General features: G+C 55.6%; 17 protein-coding genes, 2 tRNA genes, 1 rRNA gene and 1 pseudogene. 12 read left to right on the top strand and 9 right to left on the bottom strand.

Going from position 1 to position 17368, the window contains the following annotated elements:
• Nucleotides 1-7 precede the first annotated feature (7 nt).
• A 5S ribosomal RNA gene (gene rrf / locus ACQE3Z_RS17345) occupies nucleotides 8-123 on the top strand.
• A gap of 73 nt (nucleotides 124-196) precedes the next feature.
• A tRNA-Asp gene (locus tag ACQE3Z_RS17340) sits at nucleotides 197-273 on the top strand.
• Nucleotides 274-484: 211 nt separating this feature from the next.
• Here ACQE3Z_RS17340 and yafC read toward each other — a convergent pair.
• The gene (gene yafC, locus ACQE3Z_RS17335) at nucleotides 485-1381 is read right to left on the bottom strand and encodes a DNA-binding transcriptional regulator YafC (protein ID WP_426974743.1); all 897 of its coding nucleotides are present in this window, start codon (nucleotides 1379-1381) and stop codon (nucleotides 485-487) included.
• 194 nt (nucleotides 1382-1575) lie between these two features.
• Between yafC and ACQE3Z_RS17330 the strand changes: the two genes are divergently transcribed.
• Nucleotides 1576-2379 (top strand): endonuclease/exonuclease/phosphatase family protein, encoded by an 804-nt coding sequence (locus ACQE3Z_RS17330; protein WP_085067889.1) that lies wholly within the window; start codon nucleotides 1576-1578, stop codon nucleotides 2377-2379.
• A gap of 52 nt (nucleotides 2380-2431) precedes the next feature.
• Here ACQE3Z_RS17330 and mltD read toward each other — a convergent pair whose 3' ends face one another.
• The gene (mltD, locus tag ACQE3Z_RS17325) at nucleotides 2432-3814 is read right to left on the bottom strand and encodes a murein transglycosylase D (protein ID WP_426974742.1); all 1383 of its coding nucleotides are present in this window, start codon (nucleotides 3812-3814) and stop codon (nucleotides 2432-2434) included.
• A 70-nt stretch (nucleotides 3815-3884) separates the two neighbouring features.
• Nucleotides 3885-4640 carry a hydroxyacylglutathione hydrolase gene (gene gloB / locus ACQE3Z_RS17320; protein ID WP_250651909.1) on the bottom strand — a complete coding sequence of 252 codons (756 nt, stop codon included), beginning with the start codon at nucleotides 4638-4640 and terminating at the stop codon, nucleotides 3885-3887.
• A 42-nt stretch (nucleotides 4641-4682) separates the two neighbouring features.
• On the opposite strand from gloB, the gene ACQE3Z_RS17315 reads away from it, so the two are divergent.
• On the top strand, nucleotides 4683-5417 hold the full coding sequence (locus ACQE3Z_RS17315; protein WP_426974741.1) for a class I SAM-dependent methyltransferase: 735 nt from the start codon (nucleotides 4683-4685) through the stop codon (nucleotides 5415-5417).
• Here ACQE3Z_RS17315 and rnhA read toward each other — a convergent pair.
• The gene (rnhA, locus tag ACQE3Z_RS17310) at nucleotides 5402-5968 is read right to left on the bottom strand and encodes a ribonuclease HI (protein WP_250651911.1); all 567 of its coding nucleotides are present in this window, start codon (nucleotides 5966-5968) and stop codon (nucleotides 5402-5404) included. The genes ACQE3Z_RS17315 and rnhA overlap by 16 nt on opposite strands.
• Between rnhA and dnaQ the strand changes: the two genes are divergently transcribed.
• Both dnaQ and ACQE3Z_RS17300 read left to right on the top strand, forming a co-directional pair.
• A complete protein-coding gene (dnaQ, locus tag ACQE3Z_RS17305) occupies nucleotides 5922-6653 on the top strand; it encodes a DNA polymerase III subunit epsilon (protein ID WP_426974740.1) in 732 nt (243 codons plus the stop codon). The two genes, rnhA and dnaQ, sit on opposite strands and share 47 nt — an antisense overlap.
• A gap of 133 nt (nucleotides 6654-6786) precedes the next feature.
• A tRNA-Asp gene (locus ACQE3Z_RS17300) sits at nucleotides 6787-6863 on the top strand.
• A 46-nt stretch (nucleotides 6864-6909) separates the two neighbouring features.
• Here ACQE3Z_RS17300 and ACQE3Z_RS17295 read toward each other — a convergent pair.
• Nucleotides 6910-8400: an NCS1 family nucleobase:cation symporter-1 gene (locus ACQE3Z_RS17295; protein ID WP_426974739.1), complete on the bottom strand. Its 1491-nt coding sequence runs from the start codon at nucleotides 8398-8400 to the stop codon at nucleotides 6910-6912.
• A gap of 144 nt (nucleotides 8401-8544) precedes the next feature.
• Here ACQE3Z_RS17295 and ACQE3Z_RS17290 point away from each other — a divergent pair, with 144 nt between their 5' ends.
• Genes ACQE3Z_RS17290 through puuE form a run of 3 tightly spaced genes read left to right on the top strand, consistent with a single transcriptional unit; the run spans nucleotide 8545 to nucleotide 10994 of the window.
• On the top strand, nucleotides 8545-9267 hold the full coding sequence (locus ACQE3Z_RS17290; RefSeq protein WP_426974738.1) for a GntR family transcriptional regulator: 723 nt from the start codon (nucleotides 8545-8547) through the stop codon (nucleotides 9265-9267).
• Nucleotides 9264-10001, top strand: a complete 738-nt coding sequence (locus ACQE3Z_RS17285) for an aspartate/glutamate racemase family protein (RefSeq protein ID WP_426974737.1) — start codon at nucleotides 9264-9266, stop codon at nucleotides 9999-10001. Before ACQE3Z_RS17290 ends, ACQE3Z_RS17285 begins: the two co-directional genes overlap by 4 nt.
• Nucleotides 10002-10034: 33 nt before the next feature.
• Nucleotides 10035-10994 carry an allantoinase PuuE gene (gene puuE, locus ACQE3Z_RS17280; RefSeq protein ID WP_426974736.1) on the top strand — a complete coding sequence of 320 codons (960 nt, stop codon included), beginning with the start codon at nucleotides 10035-10037 and terminating at the stop codon, nucleotides 10992-10994.
• Between the two features lie 46 nt (nucleotides 10995-11040).
• Here the strand turns inward: puuE and hpxZ are convergent, their stop codons facing one another.
• The 4 genes from hpxZ to ACQE3Z_RS17260 are packed head-to-tail and all read right to left on the bottom strand — an operon-like array spanning nucleotide 11041 to nucleotide 14638.
• Complete coding sequence (gene hpxZ / locus ACQE3Z_RS17275) at nucleotides 11041-11430, bottom strand: oxalurate catabolism protein HpxZ (protein WP_426974735.1); 390 nt, start codon at nucleotides 11428-11430, stop codon at nucleotides 11041-11043.
• A gap of 4 nt (nucleotides 11431-11434) precedes the next feature.
• Complete coding sequence (locus ACQE3Z_RS17270) at nucleotides 11435-12862, bottom strand: AtzE family amidohydrolase (RefSeq protein WP_426974734.1); 1428 nt, start codon at nucleotides 12860-12862, stop codon at nucleotides 11435-11437.
• A complete protein-coding gene (gene hpxX, locus ACQE3Z_RS17265; RefSeq protein ID WP_250651917.1) occupies nucleotides 12859-13041 on the bottom strand; it encodes an oxalurate catabolism protein HpxX in 183 nt (60 codons plus the stop codon). The genes ACQE3Z_RS17270 and hpxX overlap by 4 nt, the downstream gene beginning before the upstream one ends.
• Nucleotides 13042-13051: 10 nt before the next feature.
• A complete protein-coding gene (locus tag ACQE3Z_RS17260; RefSeq protein ID WP_426974733.1) occupies nucleotides 13052-14638 on the bottom strand; it encodes a gamma-glutamyltransferase family protein in 1587 nt (528 codons plus the stop codon).
• A 119-nt stretch (nucleotides 14639-14757) separates the two neighbouring features.
• Here ACQE3Z_RS17260 and hpxU point away from each other — a divergent pair, with 119 nt between their 5' ends.
• From hpxU to ACQE3Z_RS17245, 3 genes and pseudogenes are all read left to right on the top strand, one after another.
• Nucleotides 14758-15597, top strand: coding sequence for a MurR/RpiR family transcriptional regulator HpxU (gene hpxU / locus ACQE3Z_RS17255; protein WP_426974732.1), 840 nt, complete (start codon nucleotides 14758-14760; stop codon nucleotides 15595-15597).
• A gap of 272 nt (nucleotides 15598-15869) precedes the next feature.
• Nucleotides 15870-16113 (top strand): annotated as a pseudogene (locus tag ACQE3Z_RS17250) (amino acid ABC transporter ATP-binding protein); the annotation flags it as partial.
• A 13-nt stretch (nucleotides 16114-16126) separates the two neighbouring features.
• Nucleotides 16127-17368: a pyridoxal-phosphate-dependent aminotransferase family protein gene (locus ACQE3Z_RS17245; protein WP_250651922.1), complete on the top strand. Its 1242-nt coding sequence runs from the start codon at nucleotides 16127-16129 to the stop codon at nucleotides 17366-17368.

Raw genomic sequence — 17368 nt, 5'->3', positions numbered from 1 at the left:
GAATTTGCCTGGCGGCGAGAGCGCGGTGGTCCCACCTGACCCCATGCCGAACTCAGAAGTGAAACGCCGCAGCGCCGATGGTAGTGTGGGGCCTCCCCATGCGAGAGTAGGGAACTGCCAGGCATCAAATTAAGGTAATACCTGAAAAGGTAACACCGGTTATCAGCGAGACCCCGCTGGTAATGCAGTATTCGGTGGTGCGGTAGTTCAGTCGGTTAGAATACCGGCCTGTCACGCCGGGGGTCGCGGGTTCGAGTCCCGTCCGCACCGCCACTCTATTAGCAATAGCCCTGACAGTAATGTCAGGGCTTTTTTGCTTTTTGCTTTTTCGTTTCCAGAAAATCGCCCCCTTATTCCGCTATCAGGCAATGCTCAAACCCTGCTTCGCGTGACAAAAGCTGAGCCAGCCACCGCTGAGCTCAGCAAATATCCCGGCAACTGAACATGCCAGCGCTTTAACATAACTGACGGCGCGGGCAATTTATTACACGTTATGAATGTTAATCCATTCGCTCAGGAAATCGATGAATGCCCGGACACGATTATTAACGGCACGATCGCTGTAATATACCGCATTAAATGGCATGGCAACCGGTAAGCGCTTCTCCGCTAACACCTCAACCAGGCTGCCTGTCTCAAGTTCTTTATTGATCATATAGTCAGACAGGCAGGCAATGCCGTTGCCGGCAAGGCAAAGCTGCTTCAGGGTCTCACCGCTATTAGCCGAGATCGTTGGCTGGATCGTATAGAGCTCGCCATCTGGCTGAGCGACAGGCCAGCGATTAAGAGCGGGTGTTTCGATAAATCCCAGACAGCTGTGTAACGCAAGTTCATCCACCTTTACCGGGATGTCATTACGCGCAAGATAGGCAGGGGAGGCGACCAGTTTACGATAGCTGCTAAACAAGGGCCGCGCGCGCAGGCTGGAATCGGTTAGATTACCGGCGCGAATGGCGACATCCACCTTGCGTTCAATCAGGTTGATGAAGGTTTCAGAGGAGAGCAGAGATAAGGTTACCTCTGGATAGCGTTGACGGAAAGGCTCGACCATTGGCGTCAACAAGTGTAAAACCACCGGCGTCGCCGCATCCACACGCAGCAGTCCACGCGGTACCTGACGGCTTTCCATGAGCTCATTTTCCGCCGCTGCCATCTCCTGCAAAAGTTTTTGCACTTTACGGAAATAGCCTTCACCTTCCTGCGTCAGATTGATTTGCCGTGTTGTGCGCGTCAGTAGCTCCACTCCCAGCTTCGCCTCCAGCTTTTTTACTGCACGACTCACCGCAGAAGGAGCCAGTTCGAGCTGCTTTGCTGCCCGACTAAAGCTACCGCTTTCCACTACGGCAACAAAAATTTTTAGCTCTTCTGAAGACGCTTTCACATCTGCTCCTGTCGTAAATATATTGATTCCCACTGTGGGACGGATCGCGGATATGCTGAGTTTGTTGCTATCGTAACATTTGCTTGCTTGTCCGAAAGGTAAATTCAGCAGCTTTGATTGAAACTCTCTGCTGAAGCCCCTATAACTGAAAGCAGTAACTCAGTGACAGACATTTTTCAGAAATGGGCGGTATTGTGCGGAAAAAAACCTATGCCATGAGGTATGTAGCTGGCCAGCCAGCGGAAAGAATCTTTCCGCCCAGTGCTATGCTGCCTGTAGGGCAAGCGCTTCCGCCAGGCGCGCCAATCACCCCAGGAGTAACGCTACGCGTTCTGGTATGGAATATATTCAAGCAGCAGCGAGCTGACTGGCTGTCGGTGTTACAAACGTTTGGCAAGGATGCGCAGCTGGTATTATTGCAGGAAGCGCAAACCACGCCAGAACTGGTACGTTTCGCCACTTCAAATTATCTGGCAGCCGATCAGGTGCCTGCCTTTGTTCTGCCCCAGCATCCCTCAGGAGTCATGACGCTGGCGGCGGCGCATCCGGTTTATTGCTGTCCACTGCGCGAGCGCGAGCCGCTGCTGCGGTTAGCGAAATCGGCATTAATAACGGCTTATCCTCTGCCGGATGGCAGAATGCTAATGGTCGTAAATATCCATGCGGTTAATTTCAGTCTTGGCATTGATGTTTACAGCAAACAGCTGGGACCTATCGGCGAACAGTTAGCGCATCATAACGGGCCGGTTATCATGGCCGGTGACTTTAATGCATGGAGTCGACAGCGCATGAATGCCCTGTATCGCTTTGCGCGGGATATGGGGTTACGGGAAGTACGCTTCACTGACGATCATCGGCGTAAGGCCTTTGGGCGTCCACTGGACTTTGTTTTCTATCGCGAGCTACAGGTGACGGAAGCCTCAGTACTGGTAACGCGCGCATCCGATCACAATCCACTGCTGGTTGAATTTGCCTCTTCAGGCTCTGAGACACCATAAAAAAAGCCGATCGAAAGATCGGCTTTTTTAACAGCTATCCTGTGCAGGAAGTTTAACTGTCTGGCGTCGCGTTGTTTTTAACGAACAGGGTAATTTTATCACCCGGCTGAATCGAACTACTGTCACTCAGCACGCTGTTCCAGCGCTTGACGTCTTTGATATTTACACCATGTCGACGTGCAATACTGGCAAGAGAATCACCCTTACGAACCTTATAGGTGATGCTGTTGCCGTTATCGGCCAGTTCACTTCCTGTCACGCCACTGCCAAAGGTGAGCGTCTGTCCCGGTTTAATCTTGTTACCGCGCAAGTTATTGGTGCGCTGTAACTCTTTTACTGAAACGCCCATCCGGCTGGCTATGCCTGACAGCGTGTCACCATTACGTACCTTATAACTGCGGCTGCTCGCTGCGGCCAAACGCGTTGGCTGAACCGCTGCAATATCGCCAGAAGCCAGCGAATTACGTAACTTGGCGACATTCGCTTTCGGGACCATAATATAGTGCGGTCCGTTAGGCGCAGTAGCGCCGCGTTTATAGCCGGTGTTGTAGTTTTTCAGCTTGGTCACTGATAAGCCGGCCATTTCTGCCGCCTGCGTCAGTTCTATCTGCTGACCTACTTCAACACGCGCCAGCGCCCGACTTTCATTCGGTGCCGGTAAGCGTACGCCATAACGTTTGTTGTTTTTCAGGATATCCTGCAACGCCAGCATTTTAGGCACGTATAGCGTGGTCTCACGCGGTAGAGAAAGATGCCAGAAATCGGTTGGTTTGCCGCGCGCTTTATTTTGTTTAATCGCTTTCAGCACACGCCCTTCGCCGCTGTTATAAGCAGCGATGGTCAACAACCAGTCTCCGTCGAACATCCCGTTCAGACGTTCCATCATATCTAAAACCGCTCGGGTCGATGCGACAATATCGCGTCGGCCGTCATACCACTGATTTTGTTTTAAACCGTAATTCCGCCCCGTACTCGGCACAATCTGCCAGATGCCTGCGGCATTTGCAGCAGATGTGGCGTGGGGGTTAAAAGCGCTCTCCACTATGGGTAGTAGTACCAGTTCCATCGGCATCTTACGTTGCTTAATCTGCTCGACTATCCAGTACATATACGGCTCTGCCCGTAAAGTCACATCGTGGAGATAGCTCTTGTTTCTTAAATACTTTTGTTTCTGCTCTCGGATCCGGGGGTTTTCCGGAACCTCCATCTTCAGCCCGTCGCGAATGTAATTCCACAAATCCTGGTCCTGAGTAAGGGCCGTTCCATCATCCTGCCAACGCGGGGATAACATGCGATCTGTAAATTTTTCATTCTCATCTTGACCAGCTGAAGACAGACTCTGGGCATGCTGTTCAGGAATGTTGGCATCATGTCGCGATGCCTGGCATCCCATCAGCAAGACCGAGGCGAGAAGGATAATCGCTCTAGTCTTCATGTATGTGTCAATGGTTGCTTAAAAGACGAGCAATGATACGTGCTGGCGACCAACAACACAACCAGAAAAATCAAAAATCATCCTTCTTTTGACGTAGCAGGGCAAAAACGTCCCATGCGTGCTGAGGTGGGACTTTGAAGCCGAGGGCGCTTTGTAAATCAGTGTCTTGCGTACGTAAAAATAAATTTATTTGCCGTTCGAGCCCCAGTTTTGTGGGCAAAGTACTGCTATTTTTGGCGCGTAATTCCTTAATTTTCTGATAATAGCGATTTATCTCCATATCTTGCGGCAGCGTAGCGTTAGCAAATTTTAAGTTAGAGAGTGTGTACTCATGAGCACAGCAAACCAGCGTCTCATCAGGTAATTCAGCAAGCTTTTGAAATGATTCATACATCTGTTCTGGCGTACCTTCAAAAAGGCGTCCACAACCGCCGGAAAACATCGTATCGCCACAGAAAAGATAAGGTTCGCTGTAATATGAGATATGTCCTAAAGTGTGGCCAGGCGTAAAAATTACTCTAAATTCGCAGCCTAAAACAGGCAGGGTATCGCCTTCATAAACGACTTGCGTAGCCCCTTTATCTTGTGTCTCCTGCGGCCCATACACCACAAGATTTGGCCATTTTGTTAACAGTTCTTTTACGCCGCCAACATGGTCTTGGTGGTGATGTGTAAGCAGAATAGCCACCGGTGTCCATTGCTGCTGCTCAATAGCAGCCAGCACCGGCGCCGCTTCGCCTGGATCGACAATCAGGCATTGACCCTGGTTATCAGTTAATGTCCAGATGTAGTTATCCTGAAATGCAGGGATACTGTTAAGATTCATACACACCTCTCGCACGTCGTGAAGGAACACTGATGGTAGAACATGAAGCCAGCTAAAACACGTCAAATTCTGACCGCACCGCATTCATGGCGTGATATGCCGTGGGGAGAGTCGTTCCGCGATGCGTTAACCCAACATTTACAGCCCTGCCTTGGCAAACTGTATGGCTTTCATCTGTTAAAAATCGGCAACCTGAGCGTAGAGATTGATACGCAGGCCTGCGCTATTTCGCATCAGGTTAGCGTAGGGGATCAGGGACAGGAAGTGCAGGTGATTGCCGACCCGATGCATTTACCGTTTGAGGCAAAATCGATTGATGCCTGTTTGCTGGCGCATACGTTAAGCTGGAGTCAGGATCCGCACCGCATTCTGCGTGAAGTCGACCGCGTATTGATTGATGATGGCTGGATAATAATCACCGGTTTTAATCCGCTAAGCCTGCTGGGAGTAGGCAAGCTGATCCCAGGTCTGCACCGTCGTCCACCCTGGAGCGGGCGCATGTTCAGCCAGATGCGGCTGCTCGACTGGCTAAGCCTGCTGAACTATGAGGTCGTCTACCGCAGCAGTTTTCAGGTGGTGCCCTGGAATCGCCAGGGCGGACTGATGATGAGCCGACACGTGCCAGCGCTGGGCTGTCTGAATATCATGGTGGCCCGCAAACGCACGCTGCCGCTCATCATGACGCCAGCGAGAAAGCTGGCCAGCAAAGTAAAGTTACGCGCGACGGTTAACGCCACGCGCCAGCTGCATTCGCTGGACGATCAGGATTCCGGCTGATAACCGATATCTTCAAACGATGGATTGGCCGCTGCGGAGCGCGCCAGTTCATCGCAGCGCTCATTCTCCGGATGGCCAGCGTGACCTTTAACCCACTCCCAGTTAATTTGATGATGGCTGAGCGCCGCATCAAGCCGCTGCCATAAATCGACATTCTTAACCGGCTTTTTATCTGCCGTCTTCCAGCCACGCTTTTTCCAGTTATGGATCCAGCTGGTGATGCCCTGACGCAAATACTGACTATCGGTGCTGAGCGTGATTTCACAGGGCTGGGTCAGCGCTTCCAGCGCAACGATTGCCGCCATCATTTCCATGCGATTATTGGTGGTGCGATAAAAACCGGCGCTAAAGGTTTTTTCATGCTGGCGATAGCGTAAAATAGCGCCATAGCCGCCAGGGCCGGGATTACCGAGGCAAGAGCCATCGGTGAAAATTTCTACCTGTTTGCGCATCTCTGGTAGACTTCCTCCTGATAAAACGCCAAGTCTGACATAAACGAGCCTTATGAGCACAGCAATTACACGCCAGATCGTTCTCGATACAGAAACCACCGGTATGAATATGGTGGGGGTTCATTACGAGGGCCATCGCATCATTGAAATCGGTGCGGTAGAGATCATCAACCGCCGTCTGACCGGCAACAATTTTCATATGTACCTGAAGCCGGATCGGCTGGTGGATCCGGAAGCATTCGGCGTTCACGGTATTGCCGATGAATTTTTGATGGATAAACCGACCTTCGGCGAAATAGCGGACGAGTTTCTGGATTACATCCGCGGCGCGGAATTGGTGATTCATAACGCGTCGTTCGATATCGGCTTTATGGATTATGAATTCAGCAAGCTGAACCGGGGCATCGGTAAAACGGAAACCTTCTGTCAAATTACCGATAGCCTGCTGATGGCGCGTAAGCTATTCCCGGGCAAACGTAACAGCCTCGATGCGCTCTGCTCGCGTTATGAGATCGATAACAGCAAGCGAACCCTGCACGGGGCATTGCTCGATGCCGAAATTCTGGCGGAAGTGTTCCTGACCATGACCGGCGGGCAGACATCGCTGGCATTCTCCCTGGATGGCGAACAGCAGCAGGATGACGGTGGCGGTGAGTATATTCAGCGTGTGGCACGAACGTCCGGGCTGCGCGTGGTGGCTGCCAGCGATGAAGAGGTCATGGCGCATGAACAGCGCCTGGATTTAGTAATGAAAAAAGGCGGGAGCTGTCTCTGGCGCGCATAAATGCTTTATTTTGCGCTAAAAAAAGCCAGTTAGATGAAAAAGCAGGCAAACGAACGCCGCGGTAAGAAAAATCGTTGACGGCTACGCGCACTCCCCTTAATATGCGCCTCGTTCCCGACGGGGAACACAGCGCGGTGCGGTAGTTCAGTCGGTTAGAATACCGGCCTGTCACGCCGGGGGTCGCGGGTTCGAGTCCCGTCCGCACCGCCAACTATTCAGAAAGGCCGATTCAGCAATGAATCGGCCTTTTGCTTTTTTACTCTTTCTGCATGACAACCTGTGCCACATAAGGCGTTGCCGCCGCTTCTTCCCGATCTTCCCGCGCCAGCCAACGATAGCAGCCGCCGCCAAGCGCGACGCCGATAAACCAGCTAAAGCTGGCGATCTCATGCAGCGCAGGGACAAAACTGAGCAGCACACCGATTGCCACCGACGGCAGCAGGGCGGCGATCGCTTTGGGATTACAACCGCCGCGATACCAGTAGCGTCCTGCAGGCGTGGCATTAAACAGATCGTCTACCACCACCTTTCCGCGTTTAATCAGATAAAAATCCACCAGCAAAATTCCAAACAGCGGCCCAATAAACGCCCCCAGCACGTCAAGCGTATAGTGAATCAGCTCTGGCGACTGGAACAGGTTCCAGGGCGTCAGCAGCACCGATCCCACCGCAGCAATCATGCCCCCGGCACGGAAAGTGATTTTCTGTGGCGCGCAGTTTGAAAAATCGAAGGCGGGCGAGACAAAGTTTGCCACGATATTGATGCCGATAGTGGCAGTAATCATCGTCAGCAGGCCGATAGCCACCGCAAGGTCATTTCCCACCAGGCTGACGGTTTCAATCGGATCGGTAATCATCTTGCCAAACAGCGAGCGGGTGCCGGAAATAATAATCACCGTTACCACGGAAAACAGCAGAAAGTTAAAAGGTAAGCCCCAGCGGTTGCCGCGACGAATATGTTCCATACTTTTTCCGTAGCGTGCAAAGTCGCCAAAGTTCAGCAGCGGGCCGGAAAAATAGGAGACCACAAGTGCGGTAGCAGTGATCATTTGCCAGCTCTGTTCACTGATGCTCAGCGTTTTGCTGGTCAGCGTAAAAGAGATCCCGTCAAAGCCGGTTTTGTATACAATCCAGCCGGCCAGCGCCATCATCACCACATACACGGCGGGCCCGGCAATATCAATAAAGCGCTTAATGGCGTTCATGCCGTGCCAGAATACCGCCGCCTGCAGCAGCCACATAATACCGAAGCAGATCCAGCCGAGCAGCGACAGCCCCAGCCAGGAAGATTGCGTCAGCGGCGAGAGCGCAGGCCAGAATTTTAATAACACCAGCATCAGCGCATTGGAAGCCAGCCAGGTTTGAATGCCATACCAGGCGAAGGCGATCAATCCCCGGATCACCGCAGGAATATTGGCGCCAAACACGCCGAATGCCTGCCGACAGATCACCGCATAGGGAACGCCCGCTATCTGGCTCGGTTTTGCCACCAGATTGGCGCACAGTTGTACGATACAAATTCCCGCCAGCAAACAGATCAGGACCTGCCAGCTCGCCAGCCCCAGCGTAAAGAAGCTGGCCGCCACCACATAGCCGCCCATGCTGTGCACATCTGACATCCAGAAAGAGAAAATGTTGTACCAGCTCCAGTTCTGCTGTGGGACAGGAGCAAGATCCTCATTGGTCAGGCGCGGACTGTACTCCGCATCGCTGCGAGCCGTTGGAGAAACGCTGGAATAATTTGGCATGAAACCTGCTCCTCTTTGAAAGGGTAACGGAGAAACCTTGTGTATCAGCATCTGCAGGATTCAGGCCAAAAGTTAAATCTTGTATACAAGGCCGCCGCGCCGGACAGGAGGTTTTGTATACAACCCTCGCCAACGGAGTAGGTAATGAAGCATGAAACCGGCCAGAAAACGGCCTCAGACCTGACGGATAACCATGAACCGGTCTATCAGGCGTTACTGACCGCGATTGTGGAACATCAGTTACCGCCCGGCAGCCGCTTACCGGAAGAGGCGCTGGCTGAGGTGTTTGGCATCAGCCGCACCGGCATTCGTAAAGTGCTACAGCGCCTCGCGGCAGTGCAAATGATCAGGTTAACGCCCGGGCGTGGTGCGCAGGTCGCTGCGCCCGATGCGCAAGAGGCGCGGGATATTTTCCATACCCGTTCGCTGATTGAATGCGCCAATCTGCCTGCGGTGAGCGCGCGCTGTCAGCCGCCGCATCTGGCGGCGCTTGAGCAACTGCTGGATAAAGAGCGTCAGGCATATCGGCAGCATAACGGATCGGCGGCGATTCGCCTTTCCGCCGCTTTTCATATTCAGCTACAGGCGATTTCCGGCAATCAGGTACTCACGGAGCTGGTAACGCGATTGACGCAGCGCTCGTCGCTGGTGATTGCCGTCTGGGGCGCGCCCTGGCAACAGGGATGCCGCTGCGATCACCACCACAGGCTGGTGGACTATTTGCGTACCAGACAGCTAACGCAGCTGACGGACGCAATGCGGCAACATTTCGATCATATCCTTACATCACTGCGCTTTGAGCGCGGCGGTGACGTCCTGCCCAATTTTTCTCTGCTGTTTGCCCATAAAGGAGCGCCACAAAAATGAGTTCCCTCTGTATACAGGTCATCAACCCCAACACTACCCAGTCAATGACCGACACCATTGCCCGCGCCGCCCGTACTGCGGCCGCACCGACAACGGAAATTATTGCCGTTTCGCCGACGCAGGGCGTGCCGTCGATTGAAGGGCATGCCGATGAGGCGATCGCCGCGCTCGGCGTGCTGGAGCAGGTGAAGCGGGGACGCGAGCAGGGCGTCGATGGGCACGTTATCGCCTGCTTTGGCGATCCAGGCCTGCTGGCGGCGCGTGAACTGACCAACGGGCCGGTTATTGGCATTGCTGAAGCGGCGATGCATATGGCGACGCTGGTGGCGACACGTTTCTCCGTGGTCACTACGCTGCCGCGGACGCTGGTCATCGCCCGCCATCTGGTGCGGCAGTATGGCTTTACGCATCACTGCGCCGCGCTGCATGCGATCGATCTGCCGGTCCTGGCGCTGGAAGAGAGTAGCGGTCTGGCGCAGGAAAAGGTGCGCAGCTGCTGTCTGCAGGCGCAGCGTGAGGATGGCTGCGGTGCGATAGTGCTGGGCTGCGGCGGGATGGCGACGCTGGCGCGCGATCTGACGCAGGAATTAGGCCTGCCTGTTATTGATGGCGTGGGCGCGGCGGTAAAGATGGTGGAGTCGCTGGTGTCGTTGGGGTTAGGCACCAGCAAATATGGCGATTTAGCGTTTCCACGTGAAAAAAAGATAACGGGTGCTTTCCAGCACCTAAACTAACGGAAATCATCTGCTCAAGAAAGGAGCCAGTGAATGAGTCAGTCCCCTGAGAAGAAAGAATACAGCTTCAATAAAAGCTATCCGCGCGATCTGCGTGGCTATGCCGGTCATCCACCGCATGCCGCCTGGCCCGGCGAAGCACGGATTGCGGTCCAGTTTGTGCTCAACTATGAAGAGGGCGCAGAAAATAACGTTCTGCATGGCGATGCCGGCTCTGAGCAGTTTTTATCCGATATTATCGGTGCGGCCAGCTATCCTGACCGCCATATGTCGATGGACTCGCTGTATGAATATGGTTCGCGCGCGGGGTTCTGGCGGATTCATCAGGAATTTCAAAAGCGCGGGCTGCCGCTAACGGTATTTGGCGTGGCGATGGCGCTGGCGCGTCATCCGGAGATAGTACAGGCAATCGCCGATGCGCAATATGATGTTGTCAGCCACGGCTGGCGCTGGATCCACTATCAGTCGATGGATGCGAAAACCGAGCGTCAGCATATCCAGCAGGCGGTGGATGTGCTGATGGATCTGTTTGGTAAAGCGCCCACCGGCTGGTATACCGGGCGCGACAGTCCAAATACGCGCCGGCTGGTGGTGGAGCAGGGCGGATTCAGCTACGACAGCGACAATTACGGCGATGATTTGCCGTTCTGGACGCGCGTCACCTGTCAGGACGGCACGGTCAAACCGCATCTGATTATTCCCTACTCGCTGGAAACCAACGATATGCGTTTTGCCACGCCGCAGGGGTTTAACACCGCCGGGCATTTTTACACCTACCTGAAAGACAGCTTTGACGTGCTGTATGAAGAGGGTGAAACCGCGCCGAAAATGATGTCGGTAGGGATGCACTGCCGCCTGCTGGGAAGGCCGGGTCGCTTCCGTGCGCTGACCCGTTTCCTGGATTATATTCAGCAGCATGAACGGGTTTGGATTTGCACTCGCCAGCAAATTGCCGATCACTGGATCAAACATCATCCGGCGCCGGAAGCCTGACGCGGCTGCCTGATCTGCCGCGAGCGCATCAGGCGCCCGCGGCTTTTTATTGTCCTTCCAGCAGGCTGACCTGTGCGGCAACGATCCGCCAGCCCTGCGGCAGCCGTACCCAGCTTTGCTGCTGTCGGCCAGGACGATCGCTGCCGGGACGGGTAAATTCGGTGCTGCAGACGGCAAAGTCAGTGCCAAAGGTGGTAATGACCGTATTGCGCAACTGGCGATATAAACCGGCGCTGGGGCGCGCGGCCCGAAATGCGCGAATCGCTTCAATGCCGTACAGATTCTCTCCGGCTCCCAGACGCACCGTGCGATCGTCATGCCAGAACAGCGCATCCAGCTCCGCAATGTCATTGCTAATCAGCGCCTGCTCATAGCGCTGAAAGGCTTCTGTCACTTCCGCTACCACAGCTGGCAGATTAATTTCGTTATTGTTCATACCATTAACTCCCCGACATAGCCGCCGTACCATCGGGTATTTCCTGCTGCGCTGCCGTAGCCACGGTAATTCCCATCTGCTCCAGCGCGCGGGCAGCCCGCAGGCAGTTTGCCTCCTGAAAAGGCGCGGCGATCAGCTGTAAACCAATCGGCAGACCGCTGGCGGTGCGTAACGGTACGGTGGTCACCGGCAGGCCAAGGAAAGAGATCGGCTGCGTCAATATTCCCATACTGGCGCGCACCGGCAGCGTTTGACCATTAATCTGCATGGTTTCCTGACCGATAAGCGTGGCGCTGCAGGGGGTAGCAGGCGCAATCAGCACATCAAAATCATCAAACAGCGTCAGCACCTTTTGCTGGAAATAACGGCGGAAGCGCTGGGCCTGCAGATACCAGGCGGAGGGCAGCATGGCGCCTGCCAGTAATCGTTCGCGCGACAGCGGTTCAAAGCGTTCAGGCTGGCTGCGTAACGCTGGTAAATAGCGATTGCCGCCCTCTGCGGCGGTAATAATAAACGCTGAAGCGCGAGCAAGATCCATCTCCTCCAGCTCCAGCAGTTCGTGGGCCTCCAGCGCGTGCGCTGCCGTGGCGACTGCCTGCTGCGCATCGTCATTGCTGAATCGTTGAAAATAGCCGCCGAGTACCGCACAGCGTAGCCCTTCCAGCCCTTGCTCCAGTTGCCTCAGCGCGGGCTGAGGCGCAACCTTTGCCTGAAAGGCGTCTTCCGCATCCAGTCCCTGCAGGGCATCATAGACACGGGTTAAATCTTTGCAGCTGCGCGCGAAAGGGCCGATATGATCGAGGCTGGCGACAAAGGGATGAGTGCCGTGGCGCGACAGGCGGCCAAAGGTGGGCTTCAGGCCGAAAATGCCGCACAGCGAAGCGGGCACGCGAATTGAACCGTTGGTATCGCTGCCAAGAGAAAAATGCACCAGTCCGGCCGCCACGGCCGCCGCCGATCCGCCGGACGAACCGCCAGCGATACGTTGCAGATCGTGAGGATTGCGCGTCGCGCCGTAGTGGCTGTTTTCGGTAGTAAAGCCGTAGGCGTAAGCATCCATATTCAGCATGCCGCTCAGCAGCGCACCCGCCTGGCTAAGCCGGTCTACTGCCCAGGCATCGCGTTCGGCAGGCGGCCGATCGCTGAACAGGCTGGCTCCGGCCAGCGTGCGCTGACCCGCCACGTCAAACAGGTTTTTTGCCGCCCAGGGCACGCCTGCCAGCGGCGGCAGCGGCTGGCCTTCGCGTCGTAAACGATCAAGGCGATCTGCCTGCTGGCGCATGCGATCGGCAACGATCGTGGTCCAGGCGTTAAGGCGCGGATTTTGCTGCTCAATGGCGGCTAATGTTGCTTCAGCAATTTCTCCGGCACTCAGCTCGCCCTTTCGCAGCGCCTGCTGCAGTTGAGTAATGGAAAGTTCACTCAATCTCATGCCTGATACACTCCCGCCACGTCCAGCCGATCATCCAGCGGGAAATCCATCAGCGGTTCGGCCATCTGTGCGATGCGGGTAAACTGCAGCAGCAGCTCGGCGCGCCGCGCCTCATCCAGCTCAATATCCAGTATCGCCGTCATCTGATTCAGATAAGTCGTCCAGTCGTTTGCCATCATTTTCCTCCTGTCAAAAACCTGCCGCGCTGCCGTTGCTGCGCGGATCGAATGCGCCTTCCAGCATGCCGTTGGTATGACGCACAATCGCGCCAGCGTGACCGACCGCTTCGCTAAAATCGGGCAGCGTATCTGTTTGATGACCCAACGCCGCCAGCCGGGCCAGCGTATCGGCGCTGAAGCGGCCCTCCAGTTTCAGGGTGTCTGAGGCGTCACCCCAGGTGCGGCCCAGCAGCCAGCGCGGCGCGCTTACCGCCTCCTGAAGCGGCATGCCCTGAATCACATGACGGGTAAATATCGCTGCCTGGGTTTGCGGCTGGCCGTCGCCGCCCATCGAACCGTAAACCATTACGCGTCCATCTTTCAGACGGGCAGCGGCGGGGTTAAGCGTATGAAACGGCTGTTTGCCGGGCAGTAGCGACAGCAAATGGTGCGGATCCAGGCTGAATGCCGCGCCACGGTTCTGCCAGACGATGCCGGTATCCGGCAGCACTACGCCGCTGCCAAACTCATGATAAATACTCTGTATAAAGGAGACCGCCAGGCCGCTGCTGTCCATAACGCCCATCCAGACGGTATCGCCAGGCCCGCGTCCGCTTCCCCAGGGCGCTGCGCGCTGCGGATCGATTTGTTGCGCGCGGGCCGCCAGCAGACCACTTTCCAGCAGCAGCTGCATCTCTTCACGCATATGCAGCGGGTCAGTGATATAACGGTCGCGCAGGGCAAAAGCCTGTTTTGTTGCCTCGACAATACAATGAATTGTCTGCACCTCATCGGCTTCCGCCATGTTCAGGCAGTCGGTAATGCCGAGGATCGCCAGCGAAACCAGCCCCTGAGTTGGCGGTGCCATGTTGTAAATATCACCGTGCTGATGGGCCAGGTGCAGCGGCCTGCGGCGTTTTGCCCGATGGCGCTGTAAATCTTCCAGCACGATCGGCATTTCCAGCTGTTTCATGCCCTGCGCCAGTCGATGCGCCAGCGGGCCGCGATAAAAGCTATCCAGCCCGTTTTCACATAGTTCTGAGAGCGTCCCGGCCAGCGCCAGTTGGGTAAAGCGGCTACCGTGACGCGGCGGTGCACCGTCGGGCAGAAAAGTGGCGGCGAAGCCGGGCTGACAGGCCAGCTCCTGCTGTTTGGCGTGGGTGGCCGCAGCCTGGGAGGCGGTTACCGGAATGCCGTCGGTGGCATAGCGAATCGCATCGCGCAACAGGCGCGGCAGCGGCAGCGAAGCGCCGTCATATTCCTGCGCAAGCGTAAGCGCTTCCGACCAGCCGCTCACGGTGCCTGCCACGGTCAGCGCCGCTTTGGGGCCACGATGAGGAATATATGGCAGCCCTTGATAAAAGTCGGGATGGGCCAGAGAACCGGCAGCGCCGCTGGCGTCAATGGCGATGGGATCGCCCTGCGGCGGCATAATCAACCAGAAGCCGTCACCGCCCAGACCGTTCATATGTGGATAGACCACCGCAATCGTCGCGGCGGCGGCGACCATCGCTTCGATCGCGTTACCGCCTTCGCGCAGCACCGCCAGGGCGCTTTCGCTGGCAAGATGATGCGGCGTGACCACCATTCCCTGAGGCGCCATATTACTTTGGATCATTGCGTATCCTTATTTGCTTCAGACAAAAACATCAAGCAAGAGCTGTTCCAGGTTTGGCAGGGCAGAGAGTGGATCGATTTATGCTATGTTCAGCTGAAACAAAAGTTACAGGGAAATTTATGAAGCAGCTTGATGAACGGCTCCGGCAACATTACGTTCAGCTTTCGCCGCAGGAGCAGCGCATTGCCGATTTTGTTTTTGACCATTTTGACGATTTAATCAGCTATAACAGCGCCGAGCTGGCACGCCTGAGCGGAGTCTCGAAAGCCACCGTCAGCCGTCTGTTCCGGCGGCTCGGCTATGAGAAATACAAGGATATGCGCGATGAGCTGCGGACTCTGCGCCAGAGCGGCATGCCGCTTACCGATAATCGCGATGCAGTGCAGGGCAACACGCTGCTGTCGCGTCACTATAAGCAGGAGATCGCTAATCTGACGCAGTGGGTCAACAGTATCGATCTGCAGTGCTTTAGCGAGATTATTGCGGCGCTGGGACAGGCGCAACGTATCTTTATTATCGGAATGCGCAACGGCTGGCCGGTGGCGCTGCATCTGCGTCAGCAGCTGTTACAGGCGCGTGCGCAGGTACATATTCTGCCGCAGCCCGGCCAAACGCTTGGTGAAGAGCTGGTGGATATCAGCGCGGACGATCTGGTGATTGGCGTTGCCTTCCGGCGGCGTCCGCGCATTATGAAATCTTTACTGCTACAGCTCCAGCAGCAGGCGGTGCCGGTGGTATTGCTTTGCGAGCCGCAGGCGCAGTCGATTATTCCACTGGCACGCTGGCCCCTTTGTACCCCGCTTGACAGCGTTTCCGCCTTCGACAGCTATTCCGCCGCCATGAGTCTGGTTAATCTGTTGGCCAATGCGTTACTGCATGAAGGGCTGGCGCAGGGACGTCAGCGTATTCACGCTATTGCCGATCTTTACCAGCAGCTGGATGAGCTGGAACAGCGTTAATGGGGCACCAGTTTGGTGCTTTGCGCCTTTACAGCACACTCCATTTATCTCTCTGCTCTTTTGAGGACGGTCTGTTAAACGGGCCGTTTTACGCTTTTTATCTCCTTAATTCCTCTGTTCTGCACCTGGCACATTAGTTGCAAAAAGCTTTTTGACGAATCTTTTGTTGCAACGCTTCACTCCGGGGCAAAGCAAATATGAAAAAAGTATCCATGATCATGATGGGCGCGGCATTGATGTTCACGCAGTTGGGCAGCGCGCTGGCGTGGTAGATGCTGGAGAAAGTGGGTCTGGGCGATCGCATCGACAACTACCCATCGAATCTCTCTGGCGGCGGAGGGGATGACACCGATCCTGGTAACGCATGAAATGAATTTCGCCCGCGAAGTGGGCGACCGCGTGGTGTTTATGCACCAGGGGCGCATCTGGGAGCAGGGCGAGAGTAAAGCGCTGTTTGCCAGCCCACAGACAGCGGAGCTGAAACAGTTTATCTCTTCGGTTCGCGGACTTAACTGATAAGGAACAACGCATGGATATCTCACAATTCGAACAAATCAATCCGCCGCCGCGCCTGCTGATGGGACCTGGCCCCATCAACGCCGATCCGCGCGTGCTGCGTGCGATGTCGACTCAGCTGATTGGGCAGTACGATCCGGCGATGACGCATTACATGAATGAAGTGATGACGCTTTATCGCGGCGTTTTCCGCACTGAAAACCGCTGGACGATGCTGATTGACGGCACCTCGCGCGCCGGTATCGAGGCGATCCTGCTGTCGGCGATCCGTCCCGGCGATAAGGTGCTGGTGCCGGTGTTTGGCCGCTTTGGTCATCTGCTTTGTGAGATTGCGCGTCGCTGCCGCGCCGAAGTGCATGTCATTGAAGTGCCGTGGGGCGAAGTTTTTACGCCTGACCAGATTGAAGATGCCATCAGGCGTGTGCGCCCGCGTCTGCTGCTGACGGTGCAGGGCGATACGTCAACCACAATGCTGCAGCCGCTGGCGGAGCTGGGCGCGATTTGTCGGCGCTACGACGTGCTGTTTTACACCGACGCCACCGCCTCGCTGGGCGGCAATGCGCTGGAAAGCGATGCCTGGGGACTGGATGCGGTATCCGCCGGGATGCAGAAATGTCTGGGCGGCCCTTCCGGCACTGCGCCGATCACGCTCAGCGCGCGCATGGAAGAGGTGATCCGCAGGCGTAAACGCGTGGAGGAAGGCATCCGCACCGCTGAGCATCAGGATGGCGACGATCAGATGATCTGGTCCAACTATTTCGACCTCGGCATGATTATGGATTACTGGGGACCGGAGCGGCTGAATCATCATACCGAAGCAACCACTGCGCTGTTTGGCGCGCGCGAATGTGCCCGTTTAATTCTGCAGGAAGGGCTGGATAACACCATTGCGCGCCACCGGCTGCATGGCGAAGCGATGCTGACCGGTATCCAGGCGATGGGACTGGAGGTGTTCGGCGATGTGCGTCACAAGATGAACAATGTGCTGGGGGTAATGATCCCGGCGGGTATCAACGGCGAGCAGGTGCGGAAACTGATGCTGGAAGATTTCGCCATTGAAATCGGCACTTCGTTTGGCCCGCTGATCGGTAAAGTCTGGCGCATCGGCACCATGGGCTATAACGCACGTAAAGATTGCGTTATGCAGACGCTGAGCGCGCTGGAAGCGGTACTAAATCACCTTGGATTTAAAACCGTACAGGGCGCGGCGCTGCAGGCGGCATGGGACTGCTATAACCGCGAGGGCCGCCTGTGA

It is taken from the genome of Pantoea sp. FN0307, from assembly GCF_050113815.1.
Lineage (GTDB): Bacteria > Pseudomonadota > Gammaproteobacteria > Enterobacterales > Enterobacteriaceae > Mixta > Mixta alhagi.
This window is presented reverse-complemented; position numbering and strand designations above follow the sequence as displayed.

Coding starts and splice junctions, on each gene's coding strand:
- ACQE3Z_RS17290 (WP_426974738.1), top strand. CDS start 8,545: ATGAAGCATGAAACCGGCCAGAAAACGGCCTCAGACCTGACGGATAAC.
- ACQE3Z_RS17285 (WP_426974737.1), top strand. CDS start 9,264: ATGAGTTCCCTCTGTATACAGGTCATCAACCCCAACACTACCCAGTCA.
- hpxU (WP_426974732.1), top strand. CDS start 14,758: ATGAAGCAGCTTGATGAACGGCTCCGGCAACATTACGTTCAGCTTTCG.
- ACQE3Z_RS17315 (WP_426974741.1), top strand. CDS start 4,683: ATGAAGCCAGCTAAAACACGTCAAATTCTGACCGCACCGCATTCATGG.
- gloB (WP_250651909.1), bottom strand. CDS start 4,640: ATGAATCTTAACAGTATCCCTGCATTTCAGGATAACTACATCTGGACA.
- ACQE3Z_RS17245 (WP_250651922.1), top strand. CDS start 16,127: ATGGATATCTCACAATTCGAACAAATCAATCCGCCGCCGCGCCTGCTG.
- mltD (WP_426974742.1), bottom strand. CDS start 3,814: ATGAAGACTAGAGCGATTATCCTTCTCGCCTCGGTCTTGCTGATGGGA.
- ACQE3Z_RS17260 (WP_426974733.1), bottom strand. CDS start 14,638: ATGATCCAAAGTAATATGGCGCCTCAGGGAATGGTGGTCACGCCGCAT.
- puuE (WP_426974736.1), top strand. CDS start 10,035: ATGAGTCAGTCCCCTGAGAAGAAAGAATACAGCTTCAATAAAAGCTAT.
- hpxX (WP_250651917.1), bottom strand. CDS start 13,041: ATGATGGCAAACGACTGGACGACTTATCTGAATCAGATGACGGCGATA.
- hpxZ (WP_426974735.1), bottom strand. CDS start 11,430: ATGAACAATAACGAAATTAATCTGCCAGCTGTGGTAGCGGAAGTGACA.
- dnaQ (WP_426974740.1), top strand. CDS start 5,922: ATGAGCACAGCAATTACACGCCAGATCGTTCTCGATACAGAAACCACC.
- ACQE3Z_RS17270 (WP_426974734.1), bottom strand. CDS start 12,862: ATGAGATTGAGTGAACTTTCCATTACTCAACTGCAGCAGGCGCTGCGA.
- ACQE3Z_RS17295 (WP_426974739.1), bottom strand. CDS start 8,400: ATGCCAAATTATTCCAGCGTTTCTCCAACGGCTCGCAGCGATGCGGAG.